The 16,153-nt window shown below is 46.0% G+C and carries 15 protein-coding genes; 4 read left to right on the top strand and 11 right to left on the bottom strand.

Annotated elements, in window-relative coordinates; genetic code table 11:
- Positions 1 to 33 precede the first annotated feature (33 nt).
- The 5 genes from B2089_RS10850 to B2089_RS10830 all read right to left on the bottom strand — a co-directional run bounded on the left by B2089_RS10850 (position 34) and on the right by B2089_RS10830 (position 8,614).
- Positions 34 to 3,705, bottom strand: coding sequence for an alpha-amylase family glycosyl hydrolase (locus B2089_RS10850; RefSeq protein ID WP_296324114.1), 3,672 nt, complete (start codon positions 3,703 to 3,705; stop codon positions 34 to 36).
- Between the two features lie 90 nt (positions 3,706 to 3,795).
- Positions 3,796 to 4,782, bottom strand: coding sequence for an aldo/keto reductase (locus B2089_RS10845; protein WP_296324111.1), 987 nt, complete (start codon positions 4,780 to 4,782; stop codon positions 3,796 to 3,798).
- On the bottom strand, positions 4,775 to 6,868 hold the full coding sequence (locus B2089_RS10840) for a 4-alpha-glucanotransferase (RefSeq protein WP_296324107.1): 2,094 nt from the start codon (positions 6,866 to 6,868) through the stop codon (positions 4,775 to 4,777). The genes B2089_RS10845 and B2089_RS10840 overlap by 8 nt, the downstream gene beginning before the upstream one ends.
- A gap of 215 nt (positions 6,869 to 7,083) precedes the next feature.
- Complete coding sequence (locus B2089_RS10835) at positions 7,084 to 8,106, bottom strand: radical SAM protein (protein ID WP_296324105.1); 1,023 nt, start codon at positions 8,104 to 8,106, stop codon at positions 7,084 to 7,086.
- 97 nt (positions 8,107 to 8,203) lie between these two features.
- Complete coding sequence (locus B2089_RS10830) at positions 8,204 to 8,614, bottom strand: hypothetical protein (protein ID WP_296324102.1); 411 nt, start codon at positions 8,612 to 8,614, stop codon at positions 8,204 to 8,206.
- A gap of 132 nt (positions 8,615 to 8,746) precedes the next feature.
- On the opposite strand from B2089_RS10830, the gene B2089_RS10825 reads away from it, so the two are divergent.
- From B2089_RS10825 to B2089_RS10815, 3 genes are all read left to right on the top strand, one after another.
- The gene (locus B2089_RS10825; protein ID WP_184658930.1) at positions 8,747 to 9,193 is read left to right on the top strand and encodes a PTS sugar transporter subunit IIA; all 447 of its coding nucleotides are present in this window, start codon (positions 8,747 to 8,749) and stop codon (positions 9,191 to 9,193) included.
- Between the two features lie 78 nt (positions 9,194 to 9,271).
- Positions 9,272 to 9,691 (top strand): hypothetical protein, encoded by a 420-nt coding sequence (locus B2089_RS10820; protein ID WP_296324099.1) that lies wholly within the window; start codon positions 9,272 to 9,274, stop codon positions 9,689 to 9,691.
- A 140-nt stretch (positions 9,692 to 9,831) separates the two neighbouring features.
- Positions 9,832 to 10,590: a lytic transglycosylase domain-containing protein gene (locus tag B2089_RS10815; protein ID WP_296324095.1), complete on the top strand. Its 759-nt coding sequence runs from the start codon at positions 9,832 to 9,834 to the stop codon at positions 10,588 to 10,590.
- A 171-nt stretch (positions 10,591 to 10,761) separates the two neighbouring features.
- Here the strand turns inward: B2089_RS10815 and B2089_RS10810 are convergent, their stop codons facing one another.
- Positions 10,762 to 11,448, bottom strand: a complete 687-nt coding sequence (locus B2089_RS10810) for an FAD-dependent thymidylate synthase (protein WP_296324092.1) — start codon at positions 11,446 to 11,448, stop codon at positions 10,762 to 10,764.
- Positions 11,445 to 12,359 carry a prohibitin family protein gene (locus B2089_RS10805; RefSeq protein WP_296324089.1) on the bottom strand — a complete coding sequence of 305 codons (915 nt, stop codon included), beginning with the start codon at positions 12,357 to 12,359 and terminating at the stop codon, positions 11,445 to 11,447. Before B2089_RS10805 ends, B2089_RS10810 begins: the two co-directional genes overlap by 4 nt.
- A gap of 76 nt (positions 12,360 to 12,435) precedes the next feature.
- Between B2089_RS10805 and B2089_RS10800 the strand changes: the two genes are divergently transcribed.
- The gene (locus B2089_RS10800; RefSeq protein ID WP_296324086.1) at positions 12,436 to 13,362 is read left to right on the top strand and encodes a diacylglycerol/lipid kinase family protein; all 927 of its coding nucleotides are present in this window, start codon (positions 12,436 to 12,438) and stop codon (positions 13,360 to 13,362) included.
- Between the two features lie 83 nt (positions 13,363 to 13,445).
- On the opposite strand, the gene B2089_RS10795 is transcribed toward B2089_RS10800, so the two are convergent.
- The 4 genes from B2089_RS10795 to B2089_RS10780 all read right to left on the bottom strand — a co-directional run bounded on the left by B2089_RS10795 (position 13,446) and on the right by B2089_RS10780 (position 16,035).
- Positions 13,446 to 14,867 carry a lyase family protein gene (locus B2089_RS10795; RefSeq protein ID WP_296324084.1) on the bottom strand — a complete coding sequence of 474 codons (1,422 nt, stop codon included), beginning with the start codon at positions 14,865 to 14,867 and terminating at the stop codon, positions 13,446 to 13,448.
- A gap of 33 nt (positions 14,868 to 14,900) precedes the next feature.
- Complete coding sequence (locus B2089_RS10790) at positions 14,901 to 15,572, bottom strand: MmcQ/YjbR family DNA-binding protein (protein WP_296324081.1); 672 nt, start codon at positions 15,570 to 15,572, stop codon at positions 14,901 to 14,903.
- 9 nt (positions 15,573 to 15,581) lie between these two features.
- Positions 15,582 to 15,719, bottom strand: coding sequence for a hypothetical protein (locus B2089_RS10785; RefSeq protein ID WP_296324076.1), 138 nt, complete (start codon positions 15,717 to 15,719; stop codon positions 15,582 to 15,584).
- Positions 15,720 to 15,900: 181 nt separating this feature from the next.
- Positions 15,901 to 16,035 carry a hypothetical protein gene (locus B2089_RS10780; RefSeq protein ID WP_296324073.1) on the bottom strand — a complete coding sequence of 45 codons (135 nt, stop codon included), beginning with the start codon at positions 16,033 to 16,035 and terminating at the stop codon, positions 15,901 to 15,903.
- Between the last annotated feature and the right edge of the window lie 118 nt (positions 16,036 to 16,153).

Here is a 16,153-nt window from a genome sequence, read left to right as displayed (position 1 = left end):
TAAGGGGTAGAAATCCTACCCCTTAAAATCCCCTTATTTTTTCTTTCCCTTAGGCTCAAAGGCTTTTACGAATTCCTCGCACTTGTATTCGGCTTTCTTCTCTGCCGCGTTCAGTTTCTTAAAGAGAGAGTCCACTGCCGCTTTCTTTGCCGCACTTGCTCCCAATTCAAGAATTGCCTTGTAGAGGGCGAGGGAAGCCTCCATCTTTTCCTTGTTGAACCATCTTACGCCGTTATATTCGTTGGCTCCTGATAAAAGCCATGCGTCGTTTGAGCCAGCCAATTTTTTTGCGACAAGAAGAGCGTCCTCTTTTGCCGCTTTTTCCGTGAGGGAAGGCTCTTTTCCTTCTGCAAGGGCAAAGGCTCTGTCAAAGAAATTGTAAGACTCCATGCTGCCGATTTTCGTGTTTCCTGTGAATTCCGCAATCTTTCGCTGTAAGCTCCATTTTCGGGCAAAACCGCTTTGGGCAAGGGGCGCGAGAGCAGAGTAAATATAGAGATATACTTCCTCATTGTTAATTTTCTTTCCTTTTGGGAAAGCCAGTGACTTGGGAACTGCAATTTTCGTAAACTTAGCCACCTTCTTTTCGATGGCAGAAAGTTTTTTCTCATATTCAACTTTGAGAGCCTTTTCTTTCTTTGCAATTTCGCCAGAAGTAGCATTCTTTCCGCCTTTTGCGCTCTTAGCTGATTTGGAAACTTTTGCCGTTTTAGAAAAATTGCCCTTTTCTGCGTCTGTCTGCGTCTTTTCTGCCTCTAATTTCGCTTTTTCCTCTTCATACCAGGTGCGAAGGGCGGCTTTTTCTTCCTCACGCTTTCGGCTCTCTTTTTCAAGGTATTCCTTTTCTGCGAATTCATTTGCCACTTCGTAGAAATATTCCAGCGGCTTTTCAATGAGTTTTTTGACGCTTGTCGCCGTGGCTTTCTTCAATCCTTCGGCTTTAAGCTCTTTCGCGCTCATTTTAAGCGTTCCGAGGCTCGTGCAAAGCTCGTTTCCGATGACATTTTGGAAAGCCTGATAGAGTTTTTTGTAGTGGAGTTCCTGCCATGCTGTGTGCAGGTCGGGCGTTCCCTTTCCGTTCAAAAAGTCGTGAAGTTCTTTTAATGAACCGTCCGTGTCCTTTTCCTGCCTTATATCCATGAAAATCTGGGTTTCAAAGCCGTTGAGGGCGATGAACATACCCTGGTCGCAGATGTCCTTGGATTTTCGGATATACCAGAGATTGTTTCGGTCTTCGCGGAAAATCATGTAGAAGTCTTCCTCGCCCCAAAGTCCCAAGCCCTCGGAAATCGAGCGGGTGACAAGTTTTTTGTCGTTCTCGCCGCTTCCGGTTTTGACCGCATATTCGCATGACTGCTTAATCCAGCCCTGGGCGCGTTCGTACTTGTTGTTATAGAAGACGACGCTGTATTCAGAGCCACATCTGTTTGAGTAGGCAAATACATTCTCGTTTACGCTGCCGTTATCCCAGACATCATAGAAGAGGAAGTCTTCCACCCCTGCAAAGAGATAGCGTTTTTTAAGGAGGGGGAAAATCTCCCGCTTGTGGCGGTCAACAAGATACTGGTCAGGGCTTTCGTTCCGGTAAGCTCTCGTGTATTCCATGCCGTATTTTTCTTCAAAGCCTTCGATTTGACCGTGACCGAACATAGGAAGACCCGGCATCGTTGCCATGAGGGTACAGACACCGAAATATTTGTCGCCTTTTCCGAACTGAGCCACAGCCGTCTCTTCATCAGGGTTGTTCATGAAGTTTACATATCGCTTTAAAATCTGCGGGTCAAAGTTGATTGTGTTTTTGACCGTCTGGCGGTACTTGTAGTTCTCCTCTTTTTTGAGCATGTTCATGAAGGCCGAATTGTAGACACGGTGCATTCCAAGGGTGCGGGTAAAGTAGCCTTCCATCATCCAGAAAGCCTCGGCCAGAAGAAGGGTGTCAGGCACTTCCTTTGCAACACGGTCAACGACTTCACGCCAGAATTCATTCGGAATTCTCTCTTCAAACTGCTGTGCCGTAAGGGCAAATTCACTTCTCGTTGCGATGTCGCCGCCTTTTCCGGGCTCAGGGTACCAGAGACGCTTGATGTGCTTTTTTGCCAGAACCATGGCCGCGTCAAAGCGGATAATCGGGAAGTTTCTCGCCACATGGAGGATTTTCTGCATGACTTCCTCGCGGGCCACAGGATTTAAAAAGTCAATCTGGGCAGTATCGTTCCAGGGCATTCCAGTGCCGTCATTTCCGTGGTAGATGTAGCGGGTGTCGCCTGTCTGAGTGTCGACTCGCTTGAAGCAGACGGCGCAGTCATTTTTTGAGTAATAGTGGTCTTCAAGGTAGATTGCCACCCGGTTGTCATGACTTAAATTCACGCCGTTGTAAGTGTACTGTGGGAAGGGATTGTCCCGCCGCTGAACGAATAAATCAGGCTTTTCAACTACCCACTTTGCATCCATACCGGTGTGATTTGGAACCATGTCGCTTGCAAGTCGGATTCCTCGTTGCCAGAGACGGGTGCGGAGATTCGCCAAAGCATCCCAGCCGCCTAAGTTCCATGCAATTTCGTAGTCATCCAGAGAATAGGCCGAAGCCGCCGCCTCTGGGTTTCCGCAAATCTGTTTGATTGTGCGGCTGGCAGGACTTCTCTCCCATAGACCGATGAGCCAGAGGCCGGTAAAGCCTTCGTCGCGGAGTAAATCAAGCTCTTCATCAGGAATTTGGTCGAGGCGGTTGATTTCACGACCGTATTTTTTTGAAAGCTGGTAGAGCCAGACGAGAACGGTTTTTGCCATGAGGACGACACGGGGCATCCATTCCTTGTCGTCGGAAAAACGCTCGTATTCCCGCATGAGGTAGTCGTAATTCGGAGGAGACATGTCAGGACTTCCGCCGTTTGTGGGGTGCCAGGCAGGTTTCCATTCCTCAGAAAGAAGGTCGCTTCCGGCTAAAAGACGGCGGAGCCAGTAATCTTCGCCCTCACCCTCTCCCGGAACGAGAAGGTCAGCCCAATGGACGCGGACATAGTTCAGCTGCTCCTGCAGATTATCGGGGGCAAAGTTGACCGGCTCCCGCAGGAATGAGACCAAATCGTGGCCGAAAGTGCCCCAGTAGGGCAGTTTTTTGAAATAGGCCTGAGTCTGCTTCCAGATTTCTTCCCATTGCGGGTTTTTCCTAAGATTTGAGTCATCAAAGAGAGAAATGAAAGGCTTGAAGGCTGGGTTTTCGTTGTCGAGATGGAGCATAATCATCTCTTCGAGAGTCTGCTCCCAGTTTGTGCGGGTGCGGCCGGTCTTTTTTTCGGTAAGCTCAAGATTTAAGTAATCTTCAATGGAAATGTGACCTTTATAAACTTCGGTGGGCGGAAACTCTGCGCAGAAATCAAGAATCATCCTGCGGATTGTCTCTTTTCCGAAAGAGGCCTGTAAATCCGAAAGCAATTCCTTAAAGGCGTTGGGATATTTCTGGCGGCGGTAAGTGTAGCAGGCAAGGTGGAAAATTTCGTCCAGTAAACCCATGGCATTTAAAGTGCCTGCTGAAATCTGCGCTTTATTATTGCGAATGAGATATTCATTGAATCGAGTCTGGAAGTCACGCACGGCCCGGATATTTTTAAGCACGACGTTTCCGCTGGAGGCGAAAAGTCCGTCTGAAAAGTTGCATTCGTCTCGGACAGCTTTTGCGATATGGAATTCGTTATATGAATAAATCATTGTAATCTCCCAAGTCTGATTTTAAAGCGAATTCTATTATAGCACAAAATCTATATCTTGCACGAAAAAAGAGAGATTATGACGGTTCTTTTACCAATTCTGGTGGACGCTTTCCCTTATGTACTTGTCGTAAATTTCCTTTACACCTTTCATTTGCTCATCCGTAAGCGGCGGAAGTTCTGCTGAGCGGACATTTGAAGAAACCTGACTTGCCTTGCTCGCTCCCGGAATTACCGCGCTCACTTCTTCATGCATCAAAATCCATTTGAGGGCGTAGGGAATTAAGTCTTCGGTTTTGAAAAGATTTTTTAGCTCGGCAACGGCTTTTAATCCCGTGTTGAAATCAACTCCCGAAAAAGTCTCGCCCTTGTCAAAGCGCTCGCCGTTCCTGTTTGTGGTGCGGTGGTCTTTTTCGCCGAAGGTGGTGTTTTCGTTGTAGCGTCCCGTAAGTAAGCCGGATGCCAGTGGAACTCTCGCAATGATTCCCACTCCCTTCTTTTTTGCGATGTGGAAAAGTTCTTCAAGGGGCTTGAGCCTGAACATATTGAAGACTACCTCAATGGCACTGATTCCGTATTCCATTGCCTTGATTCCGTCTTGCACTTTTTCGACGCTTACGCCATAGGAAGCGATTTTCCCGCTTTTTTTGAGATTTTCCATGGTCTCGAAAGACTCATCCTTTGAGAAAACTTCTGAGGGCGGGCAGTGGAGCAAAACCATGTCCAGTTGTTCAAGTTGAAGGCGGGAAAGGCTGCCTTCGATAAAGTGGGTGATATTCTCCCGGTTATAGCCTTCTGCTGTGTGGGGATTTAAGCAGCGTCCGCATTTTGTGACCACCGTGATTTTTTCGCCGTCAGGATGTTTTTTGAGAAAAGAGCCGATTGCCCGCTCGCTGTTTCCTCCGTTGTAGCAGTCAGCCGTGTCGATAAGGGTGATTCCATTTAAGCGGGCTTCTTCAAGGACATTTTGCGCTTCTTCTGCATTGAAAGGCTCGCCCCATTTTGTGCCCAGCTGCCATGTTCCCAAACCGATTTCCGTGATTTTCGGGCCGTTTTTGTACAATTCTCTTTTATTCATAACCGTACCTCTCCGATTTGTCGTGTTTTTCTGCGATTTTTCTGATTTTTTCGATTAAATTTTTGTCAGAAGACAATTCTTCGACTTTGGGAGTCATGCGCCAAGTCCAATTGAATTTTGACACCGTGCCCGGAATATTGATTCGCTCATCCTCTGCCTTTTGTGAGTAATACTTTGAATCGAGATAAAGCCAGTCCTGCAAAGGCGGAATGAACCATGCACCGCTGGACTCTGCGAAAATGGAGAGATGGCTTTCAGCGGATTTAGGGTCGAATTTTTCAGAGAAATTAGGGCTGTTTTTTTCGATGAGAAAGTAATTTCTTTCAGATTTTCGGGAATCATCGATAAAAAAGTCTGAGTAGGAGTGTGGAATGTCGATTAAAATGCGCTTTAATTCCTTGTCGTACCATTCCCTGAGGGTGCTTGAGTCGTGAACGCTGGAAGTGACGACGCTGAGACGGCGGAATGTGTGAACATCCTGGAAGGGCTGGTCTTCTTTTTCCCAGTTTTTGCACCAGCGGAAGACTTTTAAGCCCAAAATATTGAATTTGTCGAGAACTTTTTCCATACAGGGGATAAACACGCCCAAATCTTCGCCGCAGATGACCATATCAGATTCATTTTTAAGGGCAGTGAAGATTTTTTCGGCCTGTTTTTGCCACACTTTTTCCTGTTTTTTTGAATTCTCAGCAAAAAGTTCGCTTAAAAGAGATTTTTCTTCGCCAGAAAGCGTGTTCCATGCTCTTGTGTCGCCGTATTTCCAGAGGGGGATGAATTTATTCTTTGAAATTTCGATGAGAGTCCTGTTCCGCCACCAGCGGCAAAGCCTGTTAAAAATCTCCACTTGAATTGACTCGTCGATATTGTACTTGTCCAGATTGATTTTTCGGATGTCGGCCTCGCTTTTTACGCTGGATTTGAAAAGCCATAATTCTTCCCGGCCGATTCTGTCGCAGAGGAGACCAAGAATTTCTCTGGTCGTGTCGGGATTCCCGATAAGACGGATAAAATCTTCGGTGGGAAGGTGGGGCTGACTGAGCCAGCGAATTCTCTCTTTTGAAAAGCCCGCTTTTATCAATTGACTTTCGCTTATGGCTGAATAGGGGTCGGTGTGGCCCAATTCTGCCGTGGATTCGCCGTCGGGAATGCTCCACAAGCGGAAAAATCCCGGAATATGGTCGAGCCTGTATGCGCCGAAAAACTGCGAGGCAAGAGAAATTCGCCTGCGCCACCATGCAAAATCGTCTTTTTCCTGATTTGTAAAATCGTAGCAGGGAAACCCCCAGTTCTGGCCTGAGGGATTGTCGCCGTCCGGAGGAGAGCCTGCCCGCATTTTTTGATTGAAGATTTCCGGAAAAGCCCAGACATCGCAGGAATCTTCGTTTAGGAGAATGGGAATGTCACCTTTGAGGGTGATTCCCAAAGATTTTACATAATCGCTGGCTTTTTTAAACTGGTTGAAGGCAATGTACTGCTCCCAGGCGAAAAAGAGGAGGGGAGGCTGAAGGCTTTCATCGTTCCATATAGAGAGGATTTCGTCTTTTGAGAGTTTTTTGTGTTCTTTCTTCCATGACTTCCAGCTCGCCTGCTGATATTTCTCTTTGAGATACTTGTAGACGCAGTAAAATGGCATCCAGTCGATATTTTTTTCGATGAAAGAATAGAAGGCGCTTTTTGCGTCGGTGATAATCTTTCCGCCACGGAAAATCGTTGCCGCCCAGATTTTTCGGAGGAGAAATTCTTTTGTGCTTAAAATGTAATCATAATCAAAGCGCTCGTCATTTTTGCGGGCAAGAAATTCTTCATATAGTTTTTTAAAGCCCGCGTCACTTTGGATGCAATTTTGAAACTCACTGGTCGCCGAAATCTGAATGTAAATGGGATGAAGGGCAAAGGCCGAAAGTGAAGAGTAGGGAGAACTCTGCGCCCCCGTATCGAGAACCGGCAGAAGCTGAATAATGGAAAGCCCGGCCTTTTTTGCAAAATCCGCAAATTCAATTAAAGACGAAAATTCCCCGATGACAGGAGAATCTTCAGTCCGCAAAGCTGAGAGAGGTACGGCAAGACCAGTTTTGTTTAAAATCATTTTATAATTATAATACAGGATTATGGAATTCTCAAATAAAAGCGTATTTCCAATGCGCACATTTCGGTCGTGCCGGGGCTGTCCAATAAGTATGAGTCATTGCCCGACTTGGCAACACGTCATTGCCGCACTTGATGCGGCAATCTCCTGCCCGTGATTTTCGGGTCAAGCCCGAAAATGACACTTTTTGAACTTATTGGTCATTCCCGCGGAATTTATTTGCTTTCTGCGAAGCACCATCCATGGTGCCAGTGCCAGATAGGTTTTGCCAGCTTATAACTAAAAGGCTGTGTTCGCTCAAAGTCGGGGAGCCATTCTGTGTCGGCGCACAAATCCTGATAGAAAAGATAGTCAAAGTCGTAGGCTTCGATTAAATCCCGCAAATCCCTGTCTTCGTTTTCGTTTACGAGGCGGTTTTCTATAGAAGAAAGTGCTTTTTTTCGTTTGGCGAGATTTTCCTCACTGTCTTTGAAAGGAACCGGAGTGTACTGGCTCATGAGGGAGATGATTGCCTTTCCGTCGGCGTTTTCTTTAAGCCATTGCAAGACATCGGCGGTCTCAAAGAATTTTCCCGGCAAAAAGAGATGGCGCACGATTACGCCCTGCAAGATTTTGTCTTTTTCTACCAGCTTGCCATCTATTTCTTTTTTGACAGTGGTGAGTTTCAGGGGATTGTGGCTTATCATCCATTTGAGGGCTTCTTTTGCCCGCTCTGGATAGTCTTCTGCCGCACAGAGAGATTTTGAGAGCTCAGGGCTCAATGTTTTAAGGTCGGGGAGCCAGATTGTGACTAAGCCTTCAAGCATTTTTAGGCTTTCTACTGAGTCGTAGCCGCTGGAATTCCAGCAGATTGGTATTTTAAGCCCGCGCTTTTTTGCTTCGGTCAAGCCTTCCGCCAGAGCCGGAATGTGGTGGCTTCCCGTAACGAGATTGATATTTTCGGCACCAGCATCTTCAAGGCGCAGGCAGATTTCGGCGAATTCTTCTTTTGAGACAGATGCTCCCATTCCCTGCTGGCTGATTTGGTAATTCTGGCAGAAAGCGCAGCGCAAATTGCAGCCTGTCAAAAAAATTGTGCCGCTTCCGCCGTGGACTGTAATCAAAGGCTCTTCGCCAAAGTGCAGGCAGGCGACGGCAATGCGGATTTGAGAAGGCTCTTTACAAAATCCAAGGGCCTCCTTTCGGTTCACCCCGCATTTTCGAGGACATTGAAGACAGTTTTCGTATAAATCATTCATCTGCTTTTACAAGTTCTATAGGTGTTATCCGCGTTCATCTGCGCACATCCGCGTCAAATTTTCTATCTGCGTGAATCTGCGTTCATCTGCGTCAAAATTATTCCAGTGCGCCGTTCTGCAAAATCAAGTTCATCATGTTTTGAAGAGCGTCCAAATCAAGGTTCTCAGCCTCGTCATCAACGAAGTCACGGAGTGTTTCCCAGTCGTCGGCAGTGAGAACTGAAAAATCTGCGCTGTCATCGCTGTCAACGAAAGACTGGAAGGCCTTGATTCGCTCAATGTTTTCTTCGCTGGGCTCGTTTTCTAAATCCGAAGAGCCTAAAATGTATGTATTTAGCCAGTAATCGCTGATTGAGACGGCCAGAGAGTCGATGTGGCGGTTGTTGTTTGCGAAAAGTTTTGCGATTTGAGTGCAGGCGCGTTTTGCGTCGTAGTGACCACCGTTGTTAGCACGGTCATATTTTACAGTTTTTTGAATGTCTGAAAGAAATTTATCAATTGAATTCATTCGCTTATTCTAGCAAAAATCAGAAAAAGAAACCACATATTAACAAAGAGCAAAAAAAATGCGCCCGAAATTTTCTTTCTTTTATCCTTATTTTTACTTGACTTTTGCCTTAATGGAATTTACACTAAAGCTATGGACTTAAAAACAGTATTAACACCTGACACAGTAGAATTGCACCTCAAAGGTAAGACAAAAGAAGAAATTATCGATGAGATGCTTGACATTCTTATCAAGGCTGGAAAAGTAGCAGATAAGGCTACGGCTCGCGAATGTGTGCTTGACCGCGAACGCAAAATGTCAACTGGCATGAAGCATGGAATTGCTATTCCCCACGGTAAAACTGACACTGTCGCTGATTTGGTTGCATGTATTGGTATTTCTGACAATCCGGTCGATTTCGATTCTTTGGATCAGGAGCCATGCCGCATTTTCATCATGACACTTTCACCGATTAACAAAACCGGCCCTCACCTTCAGTTCCTTGCTGAAGTCAGCTTGCTTTTCAAGAGCGCAGAAAAACGCGCACAAATCCTGAACACTCAGGACAAGGCTGAAGTCATTAAAATCTTAACAGAATAGAGTTGAGTGTCTTTGAATTGAAAAGTCCCTGCAAGAGCGGGGATTTTTTCTTTTTAAAAGAAATGCTATAATTTGCCTATGAAATTAGAACGATTATTTAAAGTAGAAAATCAAAAATTATATACGATGGCAGGAGAGGCGGTTTCCCTTGAGGGGAAGGCTTTTCCTGTTAAATGGAGCGAAGTTGAGGGCGAGGCCGAAGAATATAAAGAGGACTTTTTGGCTAAGCTCCGAGACCAGTTAAAGGCTCTGGAAGAAAAGGGGCAATTCGTCTTCATTGAGCCGATATTTGACAAAAATGCGGGATACGAGCAGTTTACAGCCGCTATGAAGCATTGCGCCCGCCGAATCAAGGATTGCGTTAGTGTGATTGGTTTTGCCATTCCAGAAGAGATTTTTGATCAGCGAGCCTTTTATATTGAAGAACTTTCTGCAAAGCACCAGCAGTATTGCTTCTTTATTAGAAAAAATGGAGAAAGTGAGCTTGTTTTATACTAACTGTAATATTTTAGTATAAAAGCGAAAATCCTGCGAAATAGCGTAATAAATGCGAAAAAATTGATAAAAAGCATAAAAAATTCAAAAAATTTCTAAAATCTCCATTGACTAACGATTGTTTTTTTGCAATTATAATGCCCATGAATTCTTTTAATGCCAAAATTTTCGGCGGAACAGTAGCATTGAGTTCTCTTTTGCTTGCGATTTGTATGCTTGTTTTTATGCTCATTCCTTCAAATGCCGAACAGAATAAGTCGTCAGTAAAAGAAATTCCAGATTTTTCAATGCTCAACAGCATGGACTTTACAGAGGAATATTTTGCCGAGGCCGGCTTTAAGACAGAATATGCTGACGATTATTCTCCAGAAGATGATGAAGGCTTGGCTTTATACCGCCAGCCACAATCTCGCCCAGCGGTTGAGTGGTTTTACACTCATGTCACCAGTAGCCGTGAAGTTGCCCTTGCAATCCTTGAGAACGCCGACAAAAACGATATCCCGCTTTCCCTTGCTTTCTCTCTTGCTTATGTTGAGAGTCGTTTCAAGTCGAATGCAGTCAACTCAAATACAAATCATACGATTGACCGGGGGCTTTTCCAGCTTAACAGCGCGTCATTCCCAAAACTCACTGAGGATGAATTCTTTGATCCGAAAGTGAGCGCTAAATACGGAATGAGCCACTTGCGTTATTGCATGGACATCGCCGGAAACGAAATCACAGCCCTCGCAATGTACAATGCTGGTACTTCTCGCGTAAAGCAGAACAAAACTCCCCAGCACACTCTCAACTATGTAGCAAAAATCTCGAACTACCGCGTTCATCTTGAAAGCAAATTCTCTACAGAAGTCCTTGCTTTCTATTCAACAGGTTCGGGAAACACTGTTCTGGCTAAGAAATAAAGCACGTTCAACAGCATTAGTTTCACCAAACAAAAAAAAGAGGCTTCCATCGGGAACCTGCCCCAAACATCGCAGTGAGCAAAGCTCAGGCGAGTTTGACGCACAAAGTGCTAAGCAGAACCCCGATTCCGCCTCTTTTTTTGCTTTTCCGAGCTATAGTGTTGTCGCGCTTTATTTTGGCATAGGTTCGGCAACTTCCTTTTTCGGGCGGCGACCGCAAGATTTCGTTTCGGTGCAGAAGCCTGTCACATCGCACTTGGGAACGAAAAGATTCTCGCAAATCCACTTCCATTCTTCTGAATATTCGCTCAAAGCAGATTTGATTTCGTTTGCCATGTTCCTGATTTCGATGTAGGCCCTTGTGCAAAGCCGCTGGTTCATGAGATTTATCATGTTGCGGAGATTCCGCTTGTCCACGATTTTAGTCATCATGCCCAAGGGGAGGATGTTGGCCGCGTCTTCCTTTGAGACGCCTTTTTCCATGAGGGCGGCATAGCTTTTTCGAATCTGCTCCATGCAGTCTTCGTAAGCCTTTTTTGCCTCAGGAGATTTTGCGGCAGTGGGTGGAAGGTAGTAGTCGAATTTCTCGCAGTTTACATAGCGCGTTGATTCCTGCAGTCGGGTAGGGCCTCCGCCGATGTGGGTGTAATACTCCCGGATGGCGCGGGCAGAAAAGCCTGAAATGCAAAGCTCAATGTCCACATATTCAAGGACGCGGCCGTGTCCGCTGGTGATGCAGTCTTTTGCCCGCTTGATGTTCTTTTCCGCTGAGTCAATAGGGCTGTTCCAGCAAACTCCCGCCATCTTGCCGATTTTCTGCAAGGGAAATTTGTCTGTTGTGTCAAAAATTTGAATCATTTTTTTGCCTCTGGCAGCGTTACGATTGTGCCGGCGGCTGTTAACGGGACATATTCGGGAACCTGACGGCCGTCCCATTTCTTTGCTTTTTCAAGCTCGATTTCAAGTTCCTTGAGTTTGATTTCGACCTGATAGTTCTGAGCAACCTTTGAGTTGTAGTAGGCCAGGGCATCTGCTTCCACCCGCTTTGCCTCGGCGGCTTTCTGGGCTTTAATCAGCTCTCCTTCGGCGGTCTGCTCGGCGGCCTTTTTCTGTGCCTCTGCCTCGGCAACCTGCTTCTGGGCGTTGGTCTCGGCCAGCTTCAAATCCTGCTCTGCCTGACGAACCTGCTGGGTGCGGTTCATGGTTTCCTTGATGTTCTTGTCAAAGTCCTCGCTCCAGTCCCAGTTTGAGATTGTGAGCTGGGTGACTTCGATGGGATATTCTGCAAGTTTTTCCTTGAGGGCGACATTGACATCGCTGGTGATTTTGTCCTGATTCTCTACAAGCTCGTAAATTGAGTATTTTCCGACGGATTCTTTTACGCTTGCAACAAGGCTTCTGGTAATTGCGTTTTCAAGGATTGACTCGCTGTATTTTTTGACGGCATCCATGATTTTGGTTCCGTCGTAGCGGTAGAAAACCGTGACCTGTGAGCCGACAGTCTGCATGTCCTTTGTGATTGCGCCGTCCTTTCCCACAGAGAAGGTGACATTCATGCCTTTTGGAACGATTGAGTATTTTTTAATGACGCTGACAAAGGGCGGATGAAAGTGCATTCCTGGCTCCAGAACATCGCCCGTGACTTCGCCCAGCATGACCTGAACGCCTCGCTCATTGGGGGCGACAACTGAATATGATTCGTAAGCCGTGAGGACAAGAAGAGCCAGCACGATGATAGTGACCAGAGATTTTTTCGCGATTTTTTTCATAAAGGAACTCCTTTAAAGTAATAGTATAAATATAGTAAAGATTGCTGAAAAAGCAAAGATGAATTAAAATATTTCCATGTATCATTTCATCGTAAATATCCACGGGGGGAGCGGAAAGGCTTTTCTTAAATGGAATAAAATCCGCGCGTTGTTGAACGAAAAACATGTTGAATTTAAAGTGCGCGTTCCTCAGGGCGTGGGGGATGCCTCGCGAATCGCCAGGGAAATCTCGGAGTTGCCCGAAGATGACATTAGAATCGTGGTGGTTGGCGGTGACGGAACCATTAACGAGGTTTTGAACGGAATCAAAGATTTTTCCCGCGTAAAGCTTGGCCTTATTCCAACCGGAAGCGGCAATGATTTTACCCGCGGGCTTAAACTTCCCCGCCACAATCCAAAAAAGGCTCTGGACATTGTTTTGAACTCAAAGGGCGACAAAAAAATCGACTTGGGAAGGAGCACCGTGCTTTCTACCGGGGATTCGCGGATTTTTGGAATCAGCTCTGGCTTTGGCTTGGACGCAATCGTGGGAACTGGAATCAACGAGGCGAAAATCAAAAAAATCCTCAACTGGCTGCATTTGGGAAAGTTGAGTTATGCCGTCCTTACGATTCAAACGCTTTTTACGATGAAGACTTATGAGGTCAGCCTTTCTTTTGACGGAGAGGAGCCGATGAAATTCAACAAGCTGATTTTCCTCGCTGCCATGAATTTTAAGGCAGAGGGGGGGGGCGTTCCCATGTCTCCGAAGGCACGGGGGGATGACGGAGAACTTTCGGTTTGTATGGCGGCGGGCGTTCCCAAAATCCTCACTTTCTTTAAATTTCCACTTTTGTGCATGGGGCTTCACTCTAAATCAAAGGGATTTTATCTTCGTAACTGTAAGACTTTGGAATTGCGCTCAAATGAAAAAAGCATCCTTCACACGGACGGAGAGCTTGTGGGGAATGTTGACAGCGTGAAATTTGAAGTTTTGCCAGGAAAACTTGCGGTTTTGGTTTAAAATTGACGCGGACGAACGCAGATGCACACAGATGAATTAGTTAAAAACATCCGCGTTAATCTGCGTAAATCCGCGTCTGAAATTTATTTCATCAGCTTAGCGTATTTCTGGGCAAGTCGCTTTGACTTAACAGCAGCAAGACCGCAGTAATTCGCCGGATTTTCGAAGAAGGTTGCCGGATTTTCGATTCCCAGTTTTTCAAGCTGGGCGGTGATTTTTGCGAAGGCTTCCTCGTGGGTTTTGAGAACTTCAAAGAAAGTCTTGCCAGATTTTTCGGCTTCCAGAGTGATTTTTCGGATAACTTCGTGACCGTCGTTGACTCCGGCTTCTCCCAAGAGAATATAAGCTGGCTCAGCGAGGACTCCGCCCTTGACCTTTCCGCCGGCTCCCTGAAGATTTCTTGCCATTCCTTCTTTGTCGGCCTGCAGGCCTTTTACGACAGAATTCATGCGGGCGACTGCCATCGTAAAGCCTGAAACATAGTCGGCGATGAAGCGCTGGCTTGCCGAATTCGTAAGGTCGCGCTGGTGCTCAGAAATCTGATCCATATAGAATGTGATGACGCGGGGGCACATTGCCTTCCACAAAGATTTGACATGCTCGCTGTTCCATGGGTTTCGCTTCTGGGGCATTGTTGAAGAGCCGACCTGAGTTGAGGCAAAATACTCGAAAACCTCACCGATTTCGCTTCGCTGCAAGTTGCGCAAATCATCCGCAAGGTTTGCGATGATTCCGAATGCTACGTTCATCTCCAAAAGAAGTCGTAAAACATGCTCCGGCTCAACAAGCTGGTTTGAATATTCAGAAGGTTTAAGTCCCAGGAATTCTGTGTAGATTCTCTCAAGCTCTTCCGGGTCTTTTACAATCATTGAGGGGCCGTTGTAGCTTCCTACAGGACCGGCCAGTTTTCCCACCAAATCATTTGAAAGCTCTTCGATGCGGAGGATTGATTTTCCCAGGCGGGCGACGAATTCTGCGATGCTCCAGCCGAAAGTGATTGGAACCGCGTGCTGACCGTGAGTGCGGCCTACCTGCGGAGTGGCACATTCCCGCTCGGCGATTTCACAAAGATATTTTTCGAGAGTTTTAAGTTCTGGAAGAACGACATTTTTTGTGACATCTCTCATTCGGCAGCTCAAGGCTGTGTCCAAAATATCCACTGAAGTTGCTCCCAAATGAATGAGAGGCCCGATTTCGGCATTGACTTTTGTTTTCATTACATTGACGAGGGCGCGGATATTGTGCTTTGTTTTTTCTTCCTCGGCGTAAACTTCTTCCGGGTCGATGTTGCTAGCCACATCGTCAAGGGTTTTAGCCAGCTCGTCGGTGAGAGAGCCTCGGACTTTGAGGTGCGCCTTAACCAAAGCCGCCTCACATTTTGCGCAAGAGCGGATAGAAGCCTGCTCGCTGATATACTGTGAAAGTCCGTCAAAAGCCGCTTTTTCTGAAAGTGAATAGCGGTGGTCGATACAAGAGAGATTCTCAAAAATGTTTCGTGTTTCCATAGAAAGAAATTATAGTGAAAAACACGAGTCTGCTCAATTATGTTTTACGCTCTCATAAGCCTCTCTAAGCAGAGGCTTTATTATTTCATCGCTGGCACTGTCATCCATGATGATTGAAATCCAGCTTTTTTTGTTCATGTGGTAGGCTTCGAATATGCCTTTTTGCGCCAGAAGCTCTGCCAGACGGCTTTTTTCTATCTTTATATTAAGGACTTCGATTTTTTCTTGGGAAGGAGACGCGCGGTCAACCTTGTTGCGGGGAACCAGGCCTGTAAGGGCGAACCACTTTCCGCTTTCTTTCCGCCTGTATGCCGCAAAGATCGGGAGCTTTTTCCATAAGAATTCTGGCTGACTTCCAAAAGATTCCTTAATAAAAAGGCAGAGACGGCGCATTTGTGCCGAGCGGAAAAAGAGATTCTGGCAGCACTTCTCGCGGATGTCCTTCAGCGCGTCGGTAAAAGCCTCTTTGACTTCCGCGCTAAAGCCACTTGCTCCCGGCCGCCTGAAATTGGTGTATTCTTCGCCTATTGCCGTGTCGAAAATCTTTCCGCTAAAGCCGTCGTCATAAGAAAGGACAAGGCGCATGTCCGTGACAGGAAGGGGCTTTTCGTAGACAAGGATACCGCCCTTCTTTACAAAGCCGTATTCCAAAAGAGAAGATTCCTGAGTCTCGTAGTTTGCAAAAAATTCTTCTTCAATGAACATAAAATCAGTCTAACGGATTTTCATGGAATGAGAAAGATGACAGATACTATGCTTGCCAGTCATCGTGGTGGCAAATGAAATCCATGTTCCGCTCATCAGTTCTGCGATTTTTTTGTCTTTTTCAACATCTGTTGAAATTGTTCCCATGACGCTGGTTCCAGCATTATTGAATACATATTGATATAATAGTAGAAAGAGTCTTTCTCATGTCTTATTCTCCTTGTGTTTCTGCGCCCTGCCAATTTTTGTCATAAACCACAATCTGCTGAAACCAGCTGTCCTTTGTGGAGCCGTGCCAGTAAAATACGCCGATACATTCGTTCCAAAATCAAACTTGCAGTCGCTCTTGTTCTGGTCGCTTGAAACAGAAACTGTTTTTGTGCTTGCGCAGCCTGTCAGACTGAGCGCAACGAGTGCGGAGAAGACCTTCATCGCGAAAAAAAAATGAAAGTGATTTTTTCATGTAATCTCCTTAGAATTATAGGATATGTTTTATTTTACAGAGAAAAGAGGAGAATTGAACAATCAAAGTTTTTTATTGTGCTATTCGCCGTGTGCATACTCGCTTCGCTCGTTTGCAT

The sequence above is a fragment of the Treponema sp. UBA3813 genome (genome assembly GCA_002368605.1).
In the GTDB taxonomy this organism is placed as follows: Bacteria; Spirochaetota; Spirochaetia; order Treponematales; family Treponemataceae; genus Treponema_D.
The sequence above is the reverse complement of the archived record's forward strand: the minus strand, read 5'-3'. Positions and strand labels throughout refer to the sequence as shown.